Genomic DNA, 16,646 nt, shown 5'->3' on the forward strand with positions numbered 1-16,646 from the left:
TGCACTATCCGCTTCGTCGTGGCGGAGAATGCCCGCCGTGGATCTTGGGGTGATCGGCCAGGCGGCGGGCATGTTCGCGGTGACGAACGTCGACGACCTGGTGCTCCTCGCGCTGTTCTTCGCGCGAGCGCAAAGGCCTGTCCAGGTGGTTCTGGGTCAGTACCTGGGCTTTGCCGGGATCCTGGCCGTCGCGGTGGTCGGCACCCTGGGCGCATCGCTGCTGCCCGAGCAGTTCCGGCCGTGGCTGGGCCTGATTCCCCTCGCGCTGGGCCTCAAGGCGGCCTGGTCCCTGTGGCGCAACAGCGATGACGACGAGCCGGATGCCGCCCCCGGCGTCCTGGCGGTGGCCGGCGTGACGCTGGCGAACGGCGGCGACAACATCGGCGTCTACGTGCCGGTCTTCACCGTCGCCGACTCGTTGTGGGTCTACGTGGCGGTGTTCCTGGTCCTGGTGGGCGTGTGGTGCCTGACGGGCTGGTTCCTGGCCTCCCGCCGCCCGGTGGCGCAGGCGCTCGCCAAGTGGGGCCACATCGCGTTGCCGGTGGTGTTGATCACGATTGGTCTTTTGGTGTTGTTCTCGGGCTGAACGGGCCCGCGGTCAGGTAGACACTTCGGGTGCGAAAGACCTACAGCTACAACGAGGCCGTGAAGATCCTCGGCGGCCGCGAGCACCCGATCGTCGCCAAGATGGACAAGCTGCTGAACGGCGCGCTGCTGGCGGGCTCGTTGGGGCTGTGGCAGGTGCTGGACCTGTTCGACGCCAAGCCGGATTTCCTCAAGCTGAGCAACCAGCTGATCTCGTGGGTGTCGGAGAAGCGCCGGGGCGTGAGCCGCTACACGCGCACGCAGCAGCTGCACGCGGCGCACGCGGTGCTGGTGATGACGGCGTTCTTCGAGGCGTTCGAGGAACAGCGACTCGGCGTGAAGCTGACCGCCGAGGACCGGGAACTCGCCATCAGCTACAACCCGTGGAGGCTGGACCTGCCACTCCCCTCGGTCAGTCGCCCGTACGAGGACAATCTCCAGGACCTGCGAGCGCTCTACTTCTCTCTCGGCAGCACCCTTTTCGAGGCGTTGACGACTCTGGCCGTGTGGGACGAGTTCAACGAGACCCAACGTGAGCGGGCAAATATCGCGGTCATGCGCTCTGTCCCGGAGCGCGCGGTGGAGCGCTACGAGGAGTTGCTCGGCCAGCTCGCCGCCGAGTATCCGGAGATCAGGTTCTGGTGTTCGGTCCACGACGGTCGGTTGGTCCGCGCCGCGTTGGCGCGGCTGGAGGACGTTCTCGCGCAGACCACGACGGACCTCACGCCGGAGACGCGCCTTGCGGAACTGGCGGGCAAGTACCGGGGAGCGCTCAACCGCCCCTTGGTGAACCCGTCCGAGGTGCCGGAGGACGTCCATGTCCCGACCTTGGCCGACGCCTATGTGGATCCGCGCTTCCAGGTGGTGGTCGGTACCGAGCGGCGCGGAGCCCCGTCGTTGCAGGCGTGGTGGGACGACGTCGACGTTCGCGACGATCTCTACGCCTATCTGGCCGGCTATCTGACCTCACCTCAGGCACTCGCGACCCCGTTGCTGGTGCTGGGCGACCCCGGCTCGGGCAAGTCGGTGCTCACCGAGATGCTGGCGGCGAGGCTGCCGGAGTCGGACTTCGCCGTGGTGCGGGTGGAGCTGCGCAGCACACCTGCCGATGCCGATCTGGTGCGGCAGATCGAGCACGGGCTCCACAGGCTGCTGCACGAGCGTGTGACCTTCGCCGAGTTCTCCCGTCAGACCAAGCAGAACAGCGGCGCGGTGCCGGTGGTGGTGCTGGACGGCTTCGACGAGCTGTTGCAGGCCACCGGCGTGAGCCAGACCCGGTATCTCACCCAGATCTCCGAGTTCCAGCAGGAGCTTCAGGACATGGGCAGGCCCGCGGTGTTCGTGGTGACCAGCAGGCTGAGCGTGTGCGCTGGTCTGGAGTTGCCGCTGGGAACGCACGTGCTGCGGCTGATGCCGTTCTCCGACGACCAGGTGCGGGCCTGGCTCGACGTGTGGAACTCGGTCAACTCTCCCCTGCCCGCCGAGACCGTGCTGCAGTACCCGGATCTCGCGACACAACCCCTGCTGCTGTTGATGCTGGCGTTGTACGACGCGGTCGACAGCTCGTTCCAGCGCGACCACCTGAGCATGAGCCGCGGTCAGTTGTATGAGCGTCTGCTCGAGCGGTTCGCGCGGCGTGAGGTGACCAAGGCCGGCACCGACCGGTCCGAGGCCGATCTGGACGAGGACGTCGAGTACGAGCTGGAACGGTTGTCGGTGGTGGCGCTCGCGATGTTCAACCGCGGCGTGCAGTGGGTCGCCGAGCACGAGGTGACCGCAGACCTGGTGCAGCTGCTGGGTGTCGACTCGCCGGAAAGGATGGTCGGAGCGCAGACCCGGTTGTCTGCTGGTGAGACGGTGCTGGGGCGGTTCTTCTTCGTGCAGAAGACGGAGGCGGTGCGGGAGGACCGGACCAAGCTGCGGACCTACGAGTTCCTGCACGCCACCTTCGGCGAGTACCTGGTGGCGCGGTTCGTCTGGGACAGGCTGACCCAGCTGCGGAAGGAAGATGCGGCACGGTCCAAGCGGAAGTCCACAGTGGATGACACCGAGCTGTACTCGGTGCTGTCGTTCATGGCGCTGACCACGAGCAAGCCGGTGCTGGACTTCCTGCGGGAGTTCGCCGGGAAGCCCGATCCGGACGAGTTGTTCGACTTGGTGTCGAGGTTGTTCGCGGTGCGGGATGAGACCCGCGGATCACGCGGCGGGTACGTGCCGGCGACACTGACGGATTCGGAACGGGACGCCAAGTACTCCCTGAACCTGGTTGTGCTGGCGTTGGTGTTGCGGCAGAAGGTCTACGCCGATGAGCTGGGTTTGAGCGTGGACGACTGGCAACGGCTCGCGCTGTTCTGGAAGTCGCGGCTGTCGTCGAGCGAGTGGGCGAGCGTGGTGCTGTGGTTCTGGATGGAGCGCGACGCCTACCGGCACTTCGCGGTGAGCCTGAGCAACCGCGAGCGCGAGGCGCAGGCCGAGTGGCTGCTGATGTCGGAGCCTTACGTGACCTTGGACGAGGTCGCTGTGACGTTGCGGGACGCGATGACACCGCTGGTGTCCATGCACGACGTCGAGGTAGCGGCGGCGTTGATCGGGCTGATGGCGGCGCCTGCGGACAAATACCTGCCTGCGCTTGTCCGATTGCGGAAGGCCGTGGGCCGCGACGACAGCGACGTCTTCCAGCGTGAGTTCTTCGCCCGGTTGGGAACGGGCGGGAACGATCGTGAGTTGCTGGTCGAGTTCGGGGGCGAGTTCGACGGCGCGCAGGTCGAGTGGGTGCTTGATGCCTACTTGCGGCTGCATGAGCAAGGACTCGACGTGACGTCGGACATGGCGCACCTGGATCTTCGAACGGTCGTGCGCGAAACCAGCAGATCCTTCAGACCGGACCTGGTCAAGCGGGCCAGAGCGGCTGCCGCTGAGCTGGGTCTTGAATGGCCGCCGCCAAACTGGCAGCCAGACTCGCAAGATCCTCCTCACTGAGATCCCTCTCCCCCACCCTCCGCAGGATCTCCGACCGCGAGCACACCACCACCGCGCCGGTGAACCCGCCCAGCCGGGCCGCGGCCACGATCTCGGGTTTCCCGTTGTGCAGGACCAGGATCGGGTCGGGGGTGTCGGTGTAGAGCAGGTGCTCGATGTCCCGTCCGGTGATGGCCATGGTCAGTCTTGTACGGCGCGGGCGTAGCGGGCCGCAAGAGAGCGAACGTGTGCCACGAGTTCCGGTGGTGAGGTGACTTCGAAGTCGAAGCCGAGCATGCCGATCCACACGGCGAGGGTTTCGACGGAGTCGGCGCCTGTCACGAGCACGCAGGAGGTCTCGTCGACGGCTTCGACTGTGCCGACGGCGGCGTTGATGCGGGCGGCGACGGCGTCGGCTGGGGCGTGGACGTGGACTCGGGCTTGGAAGCGCCAGGCCGCGGACGAGACGCGTGAGGCGACGTAGGAGGTGGCGTCGAAGTCTCGTGGGGTGAAGCGGGGGCCGTGGGGTGGGGTGGGTGGGGTGATGCGGTCGACTCGGAAGCTGCGCCAGTCCTTCTTGTCGGCGTCCCAGGCGACGAGGTACCAGCGGCGGCCCCAGTTGACGAGGCGGTGGGGTTCGGCTCGGCGGCGGGACGGGGTGCCGTCGTGGGCGTTGTAGTCGAAGCGGATGGTTTCGTGGTCTCGGCAGACGGCGGCCAGGGTGGAGAGCAGGTCGGGGTCGATGGCCGGGGCCTGGGTGTCGCGGGGTACCTGCTCGACGTGTTCGAGGGCGGAGACTCGGTGGCGCAGGCGGGAGGGCAGGACCTGTTCGAGTTTGAGCAGGGCGCGCAGGGAGACTTCTTCCAGGCCCGTGACGGGGGTGGTGCGCAGGGCTACGGCCACGGCGACGGCTTCGTTGTCGTCGAGCAGGAGTGGGGGTAGTTCGGCGCCGGCTCCGAGGCGGTAGCCGCCGAAGCTGCCGGTGGTGGCGTTGACGGGGTAGCCGAGTTCGCGCAGGCGGTCGACGTCTCGGCGGACGGTGCGGGGGCTGATCTGCAGTTCGTCGGCGAGTTCGCTGCCTTGCCAGTCGCGGCGGGACTGCAGGAGGGCGAGCAGGCGCAGCAGGCGTGCCGAGGTTTCCAACATGGCGCAGACTTTAGGACAGAGGCTGGCCGCAATGCCCACTAGCCTCGGTGTTATGACGGAGATCAGGGAATTCCACATCGCCATCGACGACGCCGACGTCGAGGAGCTGCGGTTCCGGTTGGCGAGGACGCGGTGGACCGACCAGGTTCCGGGGGCGGGCTCGCGGTACGGGGACGACGTCGCGGACGTGAAGGAGATGGCACGGTACTGGGCGCAGGACTTCGACTGGCGGGCGGTCGAGCGCAGGCTGAACTCCTTCCCACAGTTCGTCACCGAGATCGACGGGACGAACGTGCACTTCCTGCACGTGCGCAGCACGAACCCGGACGCGTTGCCGTTGCTGCTGATCCACGGGTGGCCGGGCTCGATCATGGAGTTCGTGGACGTGATCGAGCACCTGCGGGAGGACTTCCACCTGGTGATCCCCTCGATCCCCGGTTTCGGGTTCTCCGGGCCGACGACCGCCACGGGCTGGCACTCGGGGCGCGTCGCGAGGGCGTTCGCGGAGCTGATGGCACGGCTGGGGTACGGGCGTTACGGGGTGCACGGCAACGACGGCGGGTCGATCATCGCGCCTGAGATCGGGCGGGTGGACGGCGAGCACGTGGCGGGGGTGCACGTGACGCAGATCTTCTCGTTCCCTTCGGGTGATCCGGCCGAGATGGAGGGCCTGACCGAGGACGACTTCCGGCGGCTCGGGGTGCTGCAGAACTTCTGGGAGAACCTGTCGGGGTTCGCGAAGCTGCAGCAGGCGCGGCCGCAGAACGTCGCGTTCGCGCTCGCGGACTCCCCCGCCGGGCAGCTGGCGTGGACGATGCAGCTGATGGGCGAACCGGCCGTGAGCAAGGACTTCCTGCTCGCGAACGTCGCGATCTACTGGTTCACCGGCACCGCGGGGTCCTCGGCGCGGTTGTACTTCGAGGACGCGCACCGCGAGGGCACCCCGACCGAGCCGACGACGTTCCCGATGGGCGTGGCGATCTTCGCGGACGACTTCCAGACGATCCGCCGCTTCGCCGAGCGCGACCACCACAACCTGGTGCACTGGTCGGAGTTCGACAGCGGTGGCCACTACTCCGGCCACCAGGTGCCGGAACTGCTCGCCGATGATCTCAAGGTGTACTTCGCCAAGATCTAGGACATCCCCGGGCAATGGCACAGTGGGTGGAAGCGGGTCTGTGGGGACTGGCAGGCGGCGGTGCGCTCGTGCTGGGCGCGCTCGTCGCCTGGTTCGTGCGGGTGCCGCGGGACGTGGTCGCCGTCGTGATGGCGTTCGGTGCGGGTGTGCTCACGGCGGCCGCGGCGTTCGAGCTGATGGACGAGGCGGAGCGCAACGGCGGGCTGCTCGCCACCTCGGCCGGGTTTCTCGGCGGCGCGGTGATCTACGTGCTGGCCAACGTGCTCCTGGCCCGTCGCGGTGCCCGACACCGCAAGCGCAGCCGCGACCAGCCGTCCGAACAGGACCAGGCGGGCAGCGGCACTGCGATCGCGGTCGGCGCGCTGCTCGACGGCGTGCCCGAGTCCGTCGTGCTGGGTGTGTCGCTGCTGGGCGGTGGCGGGATCGGGGTCGCGATGCTCGCGGCGGTGATCATCTCCAACGTCCCGGAAGGACTGTCCAGCGTCGCGGGCATGAAGCAGGCCGGCCGCTCGGCGGGGTACGTGTTCGGGGTGTGGGGTGCGATCGCCGTGGCCGGCGGTGTGTCGGCCGCGTTGGGCAACGTTCTGCTCGACGCCGCGTCGCCGCAGGTCATCGCGGTGATCACTGCTGTGGCCGCGGGCGCGATCCTGGCGATGATCGCGGACACGATGATCCCCGAGGCCTACGAACGCGCCCGCCTCTACACCGGGCTGTGCACCACCGCCGGGTTCCTCACCGCCTTCGTGGTGGAACGACTGGGCTAGATCGCTGGCGCCCGTCGCGTGGTGGCGGTAGGAGTGCAGCCATGGGTGTTCCACTGGTGGACCTGTCCGGGTGGTTCGACGGCACGCGGCGTGCCGAGGTGGCGGCGCGGGTGGACGCGGCGCTGCGCGAGTCGGGGTTCCTGCTGATCACCGGGCACGGCGTCCCCGACGAGCTGCGTGCACGGGTGCGGGGGCTGACCCGCGAGTTCTTCGCCCTGCCCACGACCGCCAAGCAGCCCTACGCGGTGCGCACGGGCGGGCGGGGCTGGATGCCGCCCGACGAGCAGGCGACCGGACGCGCCGACGGGGCGATGGCGCCACCGGACCTGAAGGAGACGCTGGCGTTCGGCTCGGACGACCCGGCCGGCGACGACCCGTTCTTCTTCCGCCCCAACGTCTTTCCCGCCGAGGTGGCGGGGCTGCAACCCGCGGTGGCGGAGTACGTGCGGCGGATGCGGGCGCTGGCCGACGAGCTGCTCACGATCTTCGCCGTCGCGCTTGGTGAGACCGACGATCTGTTCACCCGGCACACCACCAGGTCCTCCTACACGCTCAACGTCAACCACTACCCGCCGCTGCGCCAGGTCGGGCCCGCCGGGCCGGGCCAGTTCCGCATCGGCGAGCACACCGACTTCGGCACCGTGACGATCCTGGACCGTCAGCACGGCGTGGGCGGGCTGCAGGTCCGCACCCTCGACGGCGTGTGGGAGAACGCGCCGTTCGACCCCGCCGCCTTCACCGTCAACATCGGCGACCTGATGGCCCGCTGGGTGTCGGACCGCTGGCGTTCCACCCCGCACCGCGTGCTGCCGCCCGACGCCTCCGCCCCGGACGAGGACCTGGTCTCGCTCATCTTCTTTTACAACACCAACAGCGACGCCCGGATAGTCTCGCTCGACGGCCGCTACCCGGAGGTGGTGGGCGGCGAGTACCTGAAGGCCAAGCTCGAGGCCATCTCGATCGGATAGGGGGACCCCGCCGTGGCGGTGGGCTATCTGTACGACGTCGTGATCGACTGCCCGGAACCCGGTGTGCTCGCGGAGTTCTACGTCAAGGTCGTCGGCGGGGAGATCGCCGACACCAGCCCGGACTGGGTGACCCTGCGCATGCCTTCCGGCGCGCGGGTGTCGTTCCAGCAGGTCGACGACTACTCGGCGCCGCAGTGGCCGGGCCAGGAGCACCCGCAGCAGATCCACTTCGACGTCATGGTCACCGACCTCGACGAGTCCGAGCCGCTCGTGCTCGCGTTGGGCGCGAAGCTGCTGCATGTGAAGAACTCCGGGTGCCGCGTGTACGCCGACCCGGCGGGGCACCCGTTCTGCCTGGTGACGAGCTAGGCGCGCCAGATCGTGGCGCTGCGGGTCTCGGTGCTCTCCAGCGTCAGCGGCACCGGCACGTCGTAGCGGGCCCTGCGGACGAACCGGTCGCGCGGCAGGTGCGCCCGGTCCGGGTCACCGAGCAACACGAGCGCGCCACGGGCGGCGGCCCTGGTCAGGAACGGCAGCACCAGCGCGGTGATCTGCGCGTCGTAGAACACGTCACCGGCCAGCACCACGTCCGCGCCGTGGGCGTCGCTGTCGAGCTGGTCGCCCTCCAGCGTGCGGACCGCGACGCCGTTGGCGGCGGCGTTGAGCTCCACCGCCGCCAGCGACAGCGGGTCGATGTCGTTGGCGGTCACCGAGTCCGCGCCCGCCAGCGCCGCGGCGATCGCGACCAGCCCGGACCCCGATGCGAGGTCGAAGACCTTCCGGTCGCGCACCAGGCCGGGGTGGTCGAGCAGGTGCCGGGCCAGGGCCTGACCGCCCGCCCACGGGAACGCCCAGAACGGCGGCTGGTCGTGGCGGGTGAGCTCCCACAGGTCCATCGCCTCGACCGCGCTGTGCAGGACGACCTCGGGCACCAGCGGCACCGGGGTCAGCGTCGTGTGGGTGAGCACGAACTCGGTGAGCGTGGGCGCGGACATGACGGAGAAGCTTAGGGGCCTCGTGTGCGGGCGTTTCAGAGGCGAAAGTCCGCACGTTCACGAGGGCCCGCGGCCGTCACGTCCCGCCGGTCACCCGCAGAATCGCGCCCGTCGTGTACGAGGCCTCGTCCGACAGCAGCCACGCGATGGCGTTCGCGATCTCGTCGACCTCACCGGGGCGCCCCAGCGGCACCCGCCCGGCGACGCGGTCCGGGCGGTCCGGTTGACCGGAGAGCTGGTGGATGTCGGTGCGGATGGTGCCCGGCTGCACGCAGTTCACCCGGATTCCGCGCGGCGCGAGCTCCTTGGCCAGGCCGATCGTCATCGCGTCCACGGCGGCCTTGGTCGCCGCGTAGTGCACGTACTCCCCCGGACTGCCCAGCGTCGCCGCGCCCGAGGACACGTTCACGATGGAGCCGCGCGTCATCCGCCGCGACGCCTCACGGGCCACGAAGAACGCGCCGACGACGTTGACGTCCACGACCCGGCGCAGGTCCTCGGTCCGCAGGTCCGCGAGCGGGCCCGACGGTGAGGTGATGCCGGCGTTGTTGACCACGCCGGTGATGTCGTCGCCCGCGGCGTCGAACAGGCGCGCCACGTCGTCCTCGTTCGCGGTGTCGGCCTGCACGGCCAGCACGCCGAGCTCCTTCTCCAGCAGGCGCGCCTCGTCCGCGGCCTGGCGATAGCTGATCACTACCCGGTGCCCGTCGCGCACGAGCCTGCGTGCGGTCGCGGCACCGATGCCCCGGCTTCCCCCGGTGATCACCGTTGTCATGACCGCCACCCTAACCGCTATATTCGGTACCGAGTATTCGGGAGCGGGTATGTCTTTCAAGCGCACGAACCCCCTGGCACTGGCGGTGCTGGCGCTGCTGTCGGAGCGGCCCATGCACCCCTACGAGATGGCGCAGACCATGCGGGAACGCCACCAGGAGGAGGTCATCAAGCTCAACTACGGCTCGCTCTACACCGTCGTCGAGTCGCTGCACCGCCACGAGCTGATCACCGCGAGCGCCACCCAGAAAGCCGGCAACCGCCCCGAACGCACCGTCTACGCCATCACCGACACCGGCACCGCCGAGCTGCACGACTGGCTGCGCGAGCTCATCGCCGTGCCCGCCAAGGAGTACCGGCGGTTCGAGGCCGGGATCTCCCTGGTCGGCCTCATGTCGCCGGACGACGCGCTCGCCGCCGTCGAGCAGCGCAGCGCGGCGGTCGACGAGCAGCTCACCGCGCTGGCCGTGCTGCTGGAGCGGCTCGCCGGGATCGGGCTGCCGCAGCTGGCGTGGATCGAGCTCGACTACCGGATGGCGATGCTGCGCGCCGAACGCGCCTGGCTCACCTGGTTCGCCACCGCCACCCGCGACGGCACCGTCGGCGGGTACACCGCCTGGGAGGACAAGCACCGATGAGACTGCTGTTCGAAGTGTCCGGCGTGGTGCACGCGCCGTTGGAGATCGTTCGTGAGCGCCTGTTCGCCGACGCCGGCGAGTCCGGGTCGCACCGGCTCGTCGACCGCGAGGCCGGTGTGATCGCCACCTGGGGTGACTGGTGGTACCGGGGCGAGGACTCGCTGCACCCGCATCCTGAGGGCGCGTTGCTCGTGCACCGCGTCTACAACATCGCACCACAGGGCAACTGGGCTCCCTACCTCGCGAACAAGCTGTTCATCGGCTACCGGGCCCGGCTCGAGACCGCACTGCGGCAGCGGATCGCCGAACTCGAACGCTGAGCCTTGTTTTGAGCGGGCGATCTTCGTGAACCCCGTTCAGGACGTTGAAGGTAAGGGTGACCTAATCCATCACCCGAACGGCCGTATAGAGTGTGTAGATGAGGTGCTCGATACTCTCCGAGTTCGCGGGAGAACCGCTGGCCGGCACGGCCGCGACCGCGACGGCGTGGCTGTGCCTGGAGCAGCCGGGCCCGTGGGGCCGCGACGCCCTGCTGGAGAGCCACCTCGACCCCGACCTCGGCGCCGAACTGCAACGCCGCGCCGCCGGAACCGGGGTGCGCATCCTGCTGATCCGCCGCCCCGGCAAGCACGCCGACGACCACCAGCCCGCGACGCGCCGCGTGTACCTGGCCTCGACGAAACCCGGCGCGTCCTGGCTGGAGCAGGCCGACCTCGCCGCGCCGGAGGAAGCACTCGAGCTCGACTTCGAGGCACTGGGCGCTGGCCGCTCGACCGCGTTCGGCACGCCCGTCCACGACCCGTTGCTGCTGATCTGCACCAACAGCAAGCGCGACGTGTGCTGCGCCCTGTACGGCCGCCCGATCGCCACCGCGCTGAACCTGTGGGAGTGCACGCACACCGGCGGGCACCGCTTCGCCCCCACCGGCGTCCTGCTGCCCACCGGTCACCTGTACGGGCGACTCGACCACCAGTTGGCCGAGCGCGTGCTCACCGAGGGCATCGTCGCCGACCGCTGCCGGGGCCGCTCCTGCTTCACCCCGCGTGGTCAGGTCGCCGAGGTCGCCGTGCGGCAGCAGCTCGGTGAGACCCGCGATGTGCTCACCGTCGTCGGCGAGACGCACGACGCCGCGACCGTGCGGCACACCGACGGCCGGGAGTGGCGGGTGACGCTGACCGAGAAGCCGGTGCCGCCGCGGCCCGCCAGCTGCGGCAAGTCACCCGACATCGCCATCGCACTCGTGGCGACCGCGATCGACCAGCTGGTGAAGGTCAACCACTAGCCAAACCGGACATATTTTTTTGGCGCGAAAAGCACGTTCGGGCCATCTATCGGCCCGAACGTGCTTTTCGCGCCAAACAGCAGGCGCTCGGGGGCGACTTCGACACGGGCCCTAGCCTTGATGCCGCCTACCTCACCCCGGACGCCACCGTCATCCAGACCGCCGACACCAGCGTCGACGAGACATACGAAACCCTGATCGCGATCCTCGGGGAGTGTCAGACCCCATAGGTAGGTTGATCGAATGGGTCCCTTGCTGAGCACGCATCCGGTCGCGCGAAGACACTTCGGCGGCGTGGCCGCGCTGGTCGTGTCGCTGTTCTGCTCTCTGCTGATCGTCCTGGCGTTCGTCCTCGACTTCGGCGGCGCCGAGCTCGCGCTGCTGGCTGCCGCGTACCCGATGCTGATCTCGGTGCCCGCCGCCGTGGTGATGCTGCGCAACGCCCGGATCAAGGAGACCTTCGAGCTGCACGAGGGCGGGCTGGCCCGCGTCAGGGCGGGTGTGCGGCAGGCCTGGACGTGGGACCAGGTCCGCGCGATCGACGTGACCACGCGGGGAACCGACCTGATGTGCGCCGTCCGGTTCGACGACGACGAGCTGATCAGCTTCTCGGGATCCGACACCGACGACAGCCTCGCCATCCACGACGCGCTCTTCGAGCACCGCTCGGACGCCCTGGAGCACCGGGCCAAGCGCGAACGCCGCGCAGCCCTCGTCAGCGCGATGAGCGCCATCACCCTGGCCGGGGCGGGTGGCGCGGGTGCGGCAGCGTGGGTGTTCGCCACCACGCCGAAGGGCGAGGGCGCCGTTCACTTCGGGCTCGCGATGTTCGCGGTCGTGGGCTTCGCGACCGCCGTGATCACCGGGATTCTGCTGATCGCCGTTCTGCTGGCGCCTCGCCCGGACTAGGCGCGGTCGCGGAGAACACGCCGATCCCCAACGCGTACGGGTCGTCCAGGCCCACGGTCTCGAGCGTGTCCAGCGGCAGCGCGAGCAGTGAGATCGCCACGCCCAGGAAGTAGGCGTCGAGCAGGCCCGTGTCGCGCACGGTCGAGGGCAGGCCCGCCGCCTGCTGCAGGGCGGCGGCCGCTTCGGCGTTGGCGAGCACCATCCCGGACAACGCCTCCCGCACCCCCGGACGGCGCACGGCCTCCAGGTACAGCTCGACCATCGCGAGCATCTGGGTCGGGTCGTCGGCGACCGCGCGGCGCAGCAGGGCCGGGTAGAGCTCGGCGACGTCGGAGGCGCTGATGTCGGCCGGTGTCGTCTCGCGCAGGCGGTCGACGGCGGCGCGGTGCAGGGCGGTCATGCGGGCCGCGGCGGCCGTCAGGATCGCCTCGCGGGTCGGGAAGTAGTTCTTCGTCGTGCCGATGGGGACGCCGGCCTCGCGGTCGATCGCGCGGTGGGTCAGGCCCCGGCCGCCTTCCACCGCGAGGATCTGGATCGCGGTGTCGCACAGAAGATCACGACGGCTCACGGTCGGGGACACTAGCAAGATCACCACACCCGTGGTGAATCGGGGCGAACGTGCTGGTCCCGGCGGTTGCCGTGACCGCCCCGCGTTCCACGACGAGGAACAGGCCGCACACGCAGCGCACGTAGGACACGGGGCCGTGAGCGGAGATCGTGGAGGAGCAGGGCCAGCGGCAGGCGGGGCAGGTGGCGATCATGACCCCAAGCCTGATGTCATGGTCTAGTGCATTTCAACCCTTACGGCGGGGCGGCCGCCGAGCTCGCCGCGACACTGGTCAACGCCGACGAGACCGCGCACCTGCTCGACGTGCTGAAAGCATCCGACTACAAGCCCCTCGGATCGCTCGACGCCCGCCAGGAACGTGACGTACGAGACTGGATCGAGCGCCTGCGCGAGGTCTTCCGCGACCCCACCGTGGAGCTGCTCAACGAACTGCTGGCCGAGTCGTCGACCACGCACTACATCTCCACCCACGACGGACGCGCGCCGCACCTGCACTACGCGCGCGAGGACGCGCCCACCGACGTGCGGGTCAAGGCCTACACGGCGGCGGGCATGGCCGCGTTGTTCTGCGAGGACGCCGGGCGCATCGGCTGGTGCGACCGCGACGGTTGCGACACCGTCTTCGTCGACACCAGCCGCAACGGCCGCCGCAGGTTCTGCTCGACCAAGTGCGCGAACCGGGTGGCCGTCGCCAACCACCGCACCCGGCAGAGTCTCAGCCCGTGACGTTGTTGAGCTTGCGCGGGAAGTAGCCGTCGGTGCCGCTCAGGCCGTAGTTGAGCACGCGGTACGTCGTGCCGTAGACGTCGCGCTGCTCGTACGCCCAGTACGCGCTCTTGTACGGGTCGGCCCACTTGTCGAAGATCACGACGTGCCGGGTGGTGCCGGTGCCGACCGGGTCGACCACGATGTCACCCCACCGCAGGTCGGCAGCGGCGATCCTGGTCGAGTAGGTGTCGTACAGCTCGACGGTGCGCTGGCCAGGCGCGCCGATCTTCGCGGCCATCGAGACGTAGCCCGAGCAGTCCTGCCGGTAGCCCTCCGCACCCCAGTAGCTGGTCTGGCTGTACGGCACGGGCTTGCCGTTGTTGGCGGTCAGCCACGTCTTCGCGCGGGCGATCACGTCCGCTCGGCTGATGGTCGCGGCGCGAGCGGGCAGCGTCGACACCAGGGTCGTGCTCACTGCGACGAGGACGGCGGCGGCCATCGCGAGGACTCTCATGCTGTGCACTCCCATTCCGTAGATCACCTGTGGGCGCTTAGGGTCGGTTCATGGAGCTGACGGAGCTGTGTTTCGCCGGGGTGGCCAGGCAGGCGCACGCCGTGCGGTCCGGTGAGGTGACCGCGCGCGAGCTGGTCGCCGAGCACCTCGGCCGCATCGAGCGGGTCGATCCGCGGCTCAACGCGTTCCGGCTGGTGTTCGCCGAGAAGGCCCTGGCCGAGGCCGAGGCGGCCGATGCGCGCAGGGCGGCCGGGGAGGACCTGCCGCTGCTGGGCGTGCCGATCGCGGTCAAGGAGGACATCGCGCTGCAAGGTCTGCCCACCACCAAGGGCACCAACGCCGCCCGCACACCGGAGCCCGCGGACTCGGCGATTGTGGCGCGGCTGCGTGAGGCCGGCGCGGTGATCATCGGCAGGACCCGCATGCCCGAGCTGGGGCTGTGGCCCTACACCGAGAGCGGCTGGGCGGGACCGACGCGCAACCCGTGGTCGCTGACGCACTCCCCCGGCGGTTCCAGCGGCGGGTCGGCCGCGGCGGTGGCGGCGGGGCTGGCGGCGGCCGCGATCGGCACCGACGGCGCCGGGTCGATCCGCATCCCCTCGGCGGTGACGGGCCTGTTCGGGCTCAAGCCCCAGCGCGGCCGGATCTCCCTGGCCCCCGAACGCGAGATGTGGGGCGGCCTGGTCGTGGCGGGGCCGATCACCCGCACGGTCATGGACTGGGCGCTGGTCGCCGACCAGATCCGCGGCGCCGTTCCCGGTGACGCGCACGTCGCACACCCGCCGCGCACCAGCTTCACCGAGGCCGCGCGAACCGACCCCGGCCGGCTGCGCATCGGGGTGTCGCTGCGGCCGTGGGGTCCGGGCATCCCGCTCGCCGACGAGGTCCGCGACGTCGTGCAGGACACCGCCGCGCTGCTCACAGACCTCGGCCACGACGTGGTGCGCCTCGATCCGCCGATGCGCGACGTCACCGCCTCCACCCAGTTCGCCGCCCGCTACCTGCACAACGCCTACCTGGCACGCACCGGCATGGAACTCCCGGACCTGGTCGAGTCCCGCACCCGCGCGGTCGGCGAGCTGGGCCGACGGCTGCCGCGCGCCGCGGTGCGCTGGGCGGCCAAGGACGACGCGACGCTCACCGCGTACGCGAACCGGATCTTCACCTCGATCGACGTGCTGCTCACCCCGGCGCTGACCCGCGCGCCGATCCGCGTCGGCGAGTGGGACGGCCGCAACGTCGTGACGGCGCTGCTCGCGGCCGCGCACTACACGACGTTCCTGCCGCTGTGGAACATCGTCGGCAACCCCGCCGCCGCCGTACCCGCCGGCCGCACGTCGACCGGTCTGCCGCTCGCGGTGCAGCTGGTGGGCCGCCAGCACGACGAGTGCACGCTGCTGTCGGTGTCCGCCCAGCTGGAGCGTGCTCGGCCGTGGGCGGACCGGACCCCCTCCGGCCTCGGTCATGCGAAATAGGATAGTACGAGAACGGACTATCCGAACCGGAAACGCCTACATCCCCCGTTTGGACAACTCGTCGAGCAGTTGACGGTCCGCCACGTGCCGGGACTTGATGTGGTCCAGGTAGTCGGCGAACGCGTCGGGCTGCAGACCGCGCAGTTGTTCGAGCCATTCGACGACGAGCTCCTGCTCCTCGATCCCGCGGCGGGCGAGCTCGACCTCCACGATCCGGCGGTAGACCTCGACGGCCAGGCGGCTGCCGTCGCGCACCAGGTGGTCGACCAGCTCGGCCCGCAGCGGCGGCCACTCGTCGGTGTGCACGACCAGCGCGCGGATCTTGAGGTACAGGTCGAGGTTGGGCCGGGCGAAGAACGCCTCCCGGCACACCTGCACCGCGCGTTCGGGGCGGCCTCGGCGCAGGTGTTCCTCCACCGCGAGGTCGATCAGCCGCAGTGCCGCGCCCCGGCCGCCGACGGCGCGCAGGCCGCGTTCGACCCACTCCAGGGCCTCCTCGGAGCGGCCGTTGTCGCGCAGCACGGTCGCGACCTGCAGGTAGTGCCAGCCCGAGGAGAGGTCCTTGGACAGCACGAGCAGCTGCAGGTCGACGTCCTCGGTGTACTCGGCGAGCTCCTCCATGACCCGCAGCAACGCCCAGCGGGCGCGGTCGTAGCGGCCCGTCTCGCCGAACCCGATCACCGGCAGCGGTGCGAACAGCGCCACCGCGCGTTCGCGGTAGTGGGCCAGGCCCTCGTCGTCGAGGGCGTCGCCGTACGCGGACAGGCTGACGTCGGGGGCGTCGGGGTGGTGCAGCTGCAGGTCGAGCAGCCAGTCGGCGAGGCGGATCGGGTCCGGGCGGGTCTCGGCGCACGCGCGGGCGTGGGTGGTCAGCACGCGGTGGGCGAGCTCGGCCAGTTCGACCCGGTGTCTTCGGCTGGCGGCCACTCCGTCGGCCAGCTGGGTGACGATGTGCTCGATCAGCCCGACCAGTTCCGGGCCGGGGTCGGTGACCAGCAGCGACTGCAGCTCGATCGACACGGCGGTGAGTGCCTGCCAGTGCGCCGGCCAGTCGGTGTTCTCGCTGTCGGCCTCAGCGAGTGCGGAGGCCACGGTGGTGGGCAGCGAGTTCATCACAACATCATTCCCACGTCACCCGGTCGAGTGCCACAGATGTCGCCCTAACGGATTTAAGGTTCACCCCCCGTCGTTGCCGCTGCGCACGCGGGGAGCTTTCGTTCGCTC

18 protein-coding genes are annotated in these 16,646 nt (G+C 69.8%); 12 read left to right on the forward strand and 6 right to left on the reverse strand.

The window, feature by feature from the left end:
• Positions 1-37 precede the first annotated feature (37 nt).
• Both ACFOWZ_RS20735 and ACFOWZ_RS20740 read left to right on the forward strand, forming a co-directional pair.
• Positions 38-586, forward strand: a complete 549-nt coding sequence (locus ACFOWZ_RS20735) for a cadmium resistance transporter (protein WP_382374819.1) — start codon at positions 38-40, stop codon at positions 584-586.
• Positions 587-615: 29 nt separating this feature from the next.
• Complete coding sequence (locus ACFOWZ_RS20740) at positions 616-3,564, forward strand: NACHT domain-containing protein (protein WP_382374821.1); 2,949 nt, start codon at positions 616-618, stop codon at positions 3,562-3,564.
• A gap of 180 nt (positions 3,565-3,744) precedes the next feature.
• On the opposite strand, the gene ACFOWZ_RS20745 is transcribed toward ACFOWZ_RS20740, so the two are convergent.
• Complete coding sequence (locus tag ACFOWZ_RS20745) at positions 3,745-4,689, reverse strand: helix-turn-helix transcriptional regulator (protein ID WP_382374823.1); 945 nt, start codon at positions 4,687-4,689, stop codon at positions 3,745-3,747.
• A gap of 52 nt (positions 4,690-4,741) precedes the next feature.
• Here ACFOWZ_RS20745 and ACFOWZ_RS20750 point away from each other — a divergent pair, with 52 nt between their 5' ends.
• Genes ACFOWZ_RS20750 through ACFOWZ_RS20765 form a run of 4 tightly spaced genes read left to right on the forward strand, consistent with a single transcriptional unit; the run spans position 4,742 to position 7,928 of the window.
• Positions 4,742-5,827 carry an epoxide hydrolase family protein gene (locus ACFOWZ_RS20750; RefSeq protein WP_382374825.1) on the forward strand — a complete coding sequence of 362 codons (1,086 nt, stop codon included), beginning with the start codon at positions 4,742-4,744 and terminating at the stop codon, positions 5,825-5,827.
• Between the two features lie 14 nt (positions 5,828-5,841).
• Positions 5,842-6,591 carry a ZIP family metal transporter gene (locus ACFOWZ_RS20755; protein WP_382374827.1) on the forward strand — a complete coding sequence of 250 codons (750 nt, stop codon included), beginning with the start codon at positions 5,842-5,844 and terminating at the stop codon, positions 6,589-6,591.
• 41 nt (positions 6,592-6,632) lie between these two features.
• Complete coding sequence (locus ACFOWZ_RS20760) at positions 6,633-7,559, forward strand: isopenicillin N synthase family dioxygenase (protein ID WP_382374828.1); 927 nt, start codon at positions 6,633-6,635, stop codon at positions 7,557-7,559.
• A 12-nt stretch (positions 7,560-7,571) separates the two neighbouring features.
• Positions 7,572-7,928: a VOC family protein gene (locus ACFOWZ_RS20765; protein WP_382374830.1), complete on the forward strand. Its 357-nt coding sequence runs from the start codon at positions 7,572-7,574 to the stop codon at positions 7,926-7,928.
• Here ACFOWZ_RS20765 and ACFOWZ_RS20770 read toward each other — a convergent pair.
• Positions 7,925-8,554, reverse strand: a complete 630-nt coding sequence (locus tag ACFOWZ_RS20770) for a class I SAM-dependent methyltransferase (protein ID WP_382374832.1) — start codon at positions 8,552-8,554, stop codon at positions 7,925-7,927. The genes ACFOWZ_RS20765 and ACFOWZ_RS20770 overlap by 4 nt on opposite strands.
• Before the next feature lie 76 nt (positions 8,555-8,630).
• Entirely contained in the window at positions 8,631-9,329 is a 699-nt protein-coding gene (locus tag ACFOWZ_RS20775) for an SDR family oxidoreductase (RefSeq protein WP_382374834.1), read from the reverse strand.
• 49 nt (positions 9,330-9,378) lie between these two features.
• Between ACFOWZ_RS20775 and ACFOWZ_RS20780 the strand changes: the two genes are divergently transcribed.
• From ACFOWZ_RS20780 to ACFOWZ_RS20795, 4 genes are all read left to right on the forward strand, one after another.
• Positions 9,379-9,966: a PadR family transcriptional regulator gene (locus tag ACFOWZ_RS20780; protein WP_382374836.1), complete on the forward strand. Its 588-nt coding sequence runs from the start codon at positions 9,379-9,381 to the stop codon at positions 9,964-9,966.
• A complete protein-coding gene (locus tag ACFOWZ_RS20785) occupies positions 9,963-10,286 on the forward strand; it encodes a hypothetical protein (RefSeq protein WP_382374838.1) in 324 nt (107 codons plus the stop codon). The genes ACFOWZ_RS20780 and ACFOWZ_RS20785 overlap by 4 nt, the downstream gene beginning before the upstream one ends.
• 98 nt (positions 10,287-10,384) lie before the next feature.
• Entirely contained in the window at positions 10,385-11,248 is an 864-nt protein-coding gene (locus tag ACFOWZ_RS20790) for a sucrase ferredoxin (protein WP_382374840.1), read from the forward strand.
• Positions 11,249-11,491: 243 nt separating this feature from the next.
• Positions 11,492-12,157, forward strand: coding sequence for a hypothetical protein (locus tag ACFOWZ_RS20795; RefSeq protein WP_382374842.1), 666 nt, complete (start codon positions 11,492-11,494; stop codon positions 12,155-12,157).
• Here the strand turns inward: ACFOWZ_RS20795 and ACFOWZ_RS20800 are convergent.
• On the reverse strand, positions 12,108-12,725 hold the full coding sequence (locus ACFOWZ_RS20800; protein ID WP_382374844.1) for a TetR/AcrR family transcriptional regulator: 618 nt from the start codon (positions 12,723-12,725) through the stop codon (positions 12,108-12,110). The genes ACFOWZ_RS20795 and ACFOWZ_RS20800 overlap by 50 nt on opposite strands.
• Before the next feature lie 219 nt (positions 12,726-12,944).
• Here ACFOWZ_RS20800 and ACFOWZ_RS20805 point away from each other — a divergent pair, with 219 nt between their 5' ends.
• Entirely contained in the window at positions 12,945-13,451 is a 507-nt protein-coding gene (locus ACFOWZ_RS20805; protein WP_382374846.1) for a CGNR zinc finger domain-containing protein, read from the forward strand.
• Here the strand turns inward: ACFOWZ_RS20805 and ACFOWZ_RS20810 are convergent.
• Positions 13,441-13,947, reverse strand: coding sequence for a hypothetical protein (locus ACFOWZ_RS20810; protein ID WP_382374847.1), 507 nt, complete (start codon positions 13,945-13,947; stop codon positions 13,441-13,443). The genes ACFOWZ_RS20805 and ACFOWZ_RS20810 overlap by 11 nt on opposite strands.
• A 50-nt stretch (positions 13,948-13,997) precedes the next feature.
• Between ACFOWZ_RS20810 and ACFOWZ_RS20815 the strand changes: the two genes are divergently transcribed.
• A complete protein-coding gene (locus ACFOWZ_RS20815; protein WP_382374849.1) occupies positions 13,998-15,422 on the forward strand; it encodes an amidase in 1,425 nt (474 codons plus the stop codon).
• A 36-nt stretch (positions 15,423-15,458) separates the two neighbouring features.
• Here ACFOWZ_RS20815 and ACFOWZ_RS20820 read toward each other — a convergent pair whose 3' ends face one another.
• Positions 15,459-16,535, reverse strand: coding sequence for a hypothetical protein (locus ACFOWZ_RS20820; protein ID WP_382374851.1), 1,077 nt, complete (start codon positions 16,533-16,535; stop codon positions 15,459-15,461).
• Positions 16,536-16,646 lie beyond the last annotated feature (111 nt).

The sequence above is a fragment of the Lentzea rhizosphaerae genome, from assembly GCF_042649515.1.
Lineage (GTDB): Bacteria > Actinomycetota > Actinomycetes > Mycobacteriales > Pseudonocardiaceae > Lentzea > Lentzea aerocolonigenes.

Bases quoted from the DNA above. Each gene is read 5' to 3' on its own strand.
- ACFOWZ_RS20785 (WP_382374838.1), top strand. From the start codon at position 9,963: ATGAGACTGCTGTTCGAAGTGTCCGGCGTGGTGCACGCGCCGTTGGAG.
- ACFOWZ_RS20745 (WP_382374823.1), bottom strand. From the start codon at position 4,689: ATGTTGGAAACCTCGGCACGCCTGCTGCGCCTGCTCGCCCTCCTGCAG.
- ACFOWZ_RS20810 (WP_382374847.1), bottom strand. From the start codon at position 13,947: ATGAGAGTCCTCGCGATGGCCGCCGCCGTCCTCGTCGCAGTGAGCACG.
- ACFOWZ_RS20790 (WP_382374840.1), top strand. From the start codon at position 10,385: ATGAGGTGCTCGATACTCTCCGAGTTCGCGGGAGAACCGCTGGCCGGC.
- ACFOWZ_RS20760 (WP_382374828.1), top strand. From the start codon at position 6,633: ATGGGTGTTCCACTGGTGGACCTGTCCGGGTGGTTCGACGGCACGCGG.
- ACFOWZ_RS20795 (WP_382374842.1), top strand. From the start codon at position 11,492: ATGGGTCCCTTGCTGAGCACGCATCCGGTCGCGCGAAGACACTTCGGC.
- ACFOWZ_RS20815 (WP_382374849.1), top strand. From the start codon at position 13,998: ATGGAGCTGACGGAGCTGTGTTTCGCCGGGGTGGCCAGGCAGGCGCAC.
- ACFOWZ_RS20750 (WP_382374825.1), top strand. From the start codon at position 4,742: ATGACGGAGATCAGGGAATTCCACATCGCCATCGACGACGCCGACGTC.
- ACFOWZ_RS20820 (WP_382374851.1), bottom strand. From the start codon at position 16,535: ATGAACTCGCTGCCCACCACCGTGGCCTCCGCACTCGCTGAGGCCGAC.
- ACFOWZ_RS20755 (WP_382374827.1), top strand. From the start codon at position 5,842: ATGGCACAGTGGGTGGAAGCGGGTCTGTGGGGACTGGCAGGCGGCGGT.
- ACFOWZ_RS20775 (WP_382374834.1), bottom strand. From the start codon at position 9,329: ATGACAACGGTGATCACCGGGGGAAGCCGGGGCATCGGTGCCGCGACC.
- ACFOWZ_RS20770 (WP_382374832.1), bottom strand. From the start codon at position 8,554: ATGTCCGCGCCCACGCTCACCGAGTTCGTGCTCACCCACACGACGCTG.
- ACFOWZ_RS20780 (WP_382374836.1), top strand. From the start codon at position 9,379: ATGTCTTTCAAGCGCACGAACCCCCTGGCACTGGCGGTGCTGGCGCTG.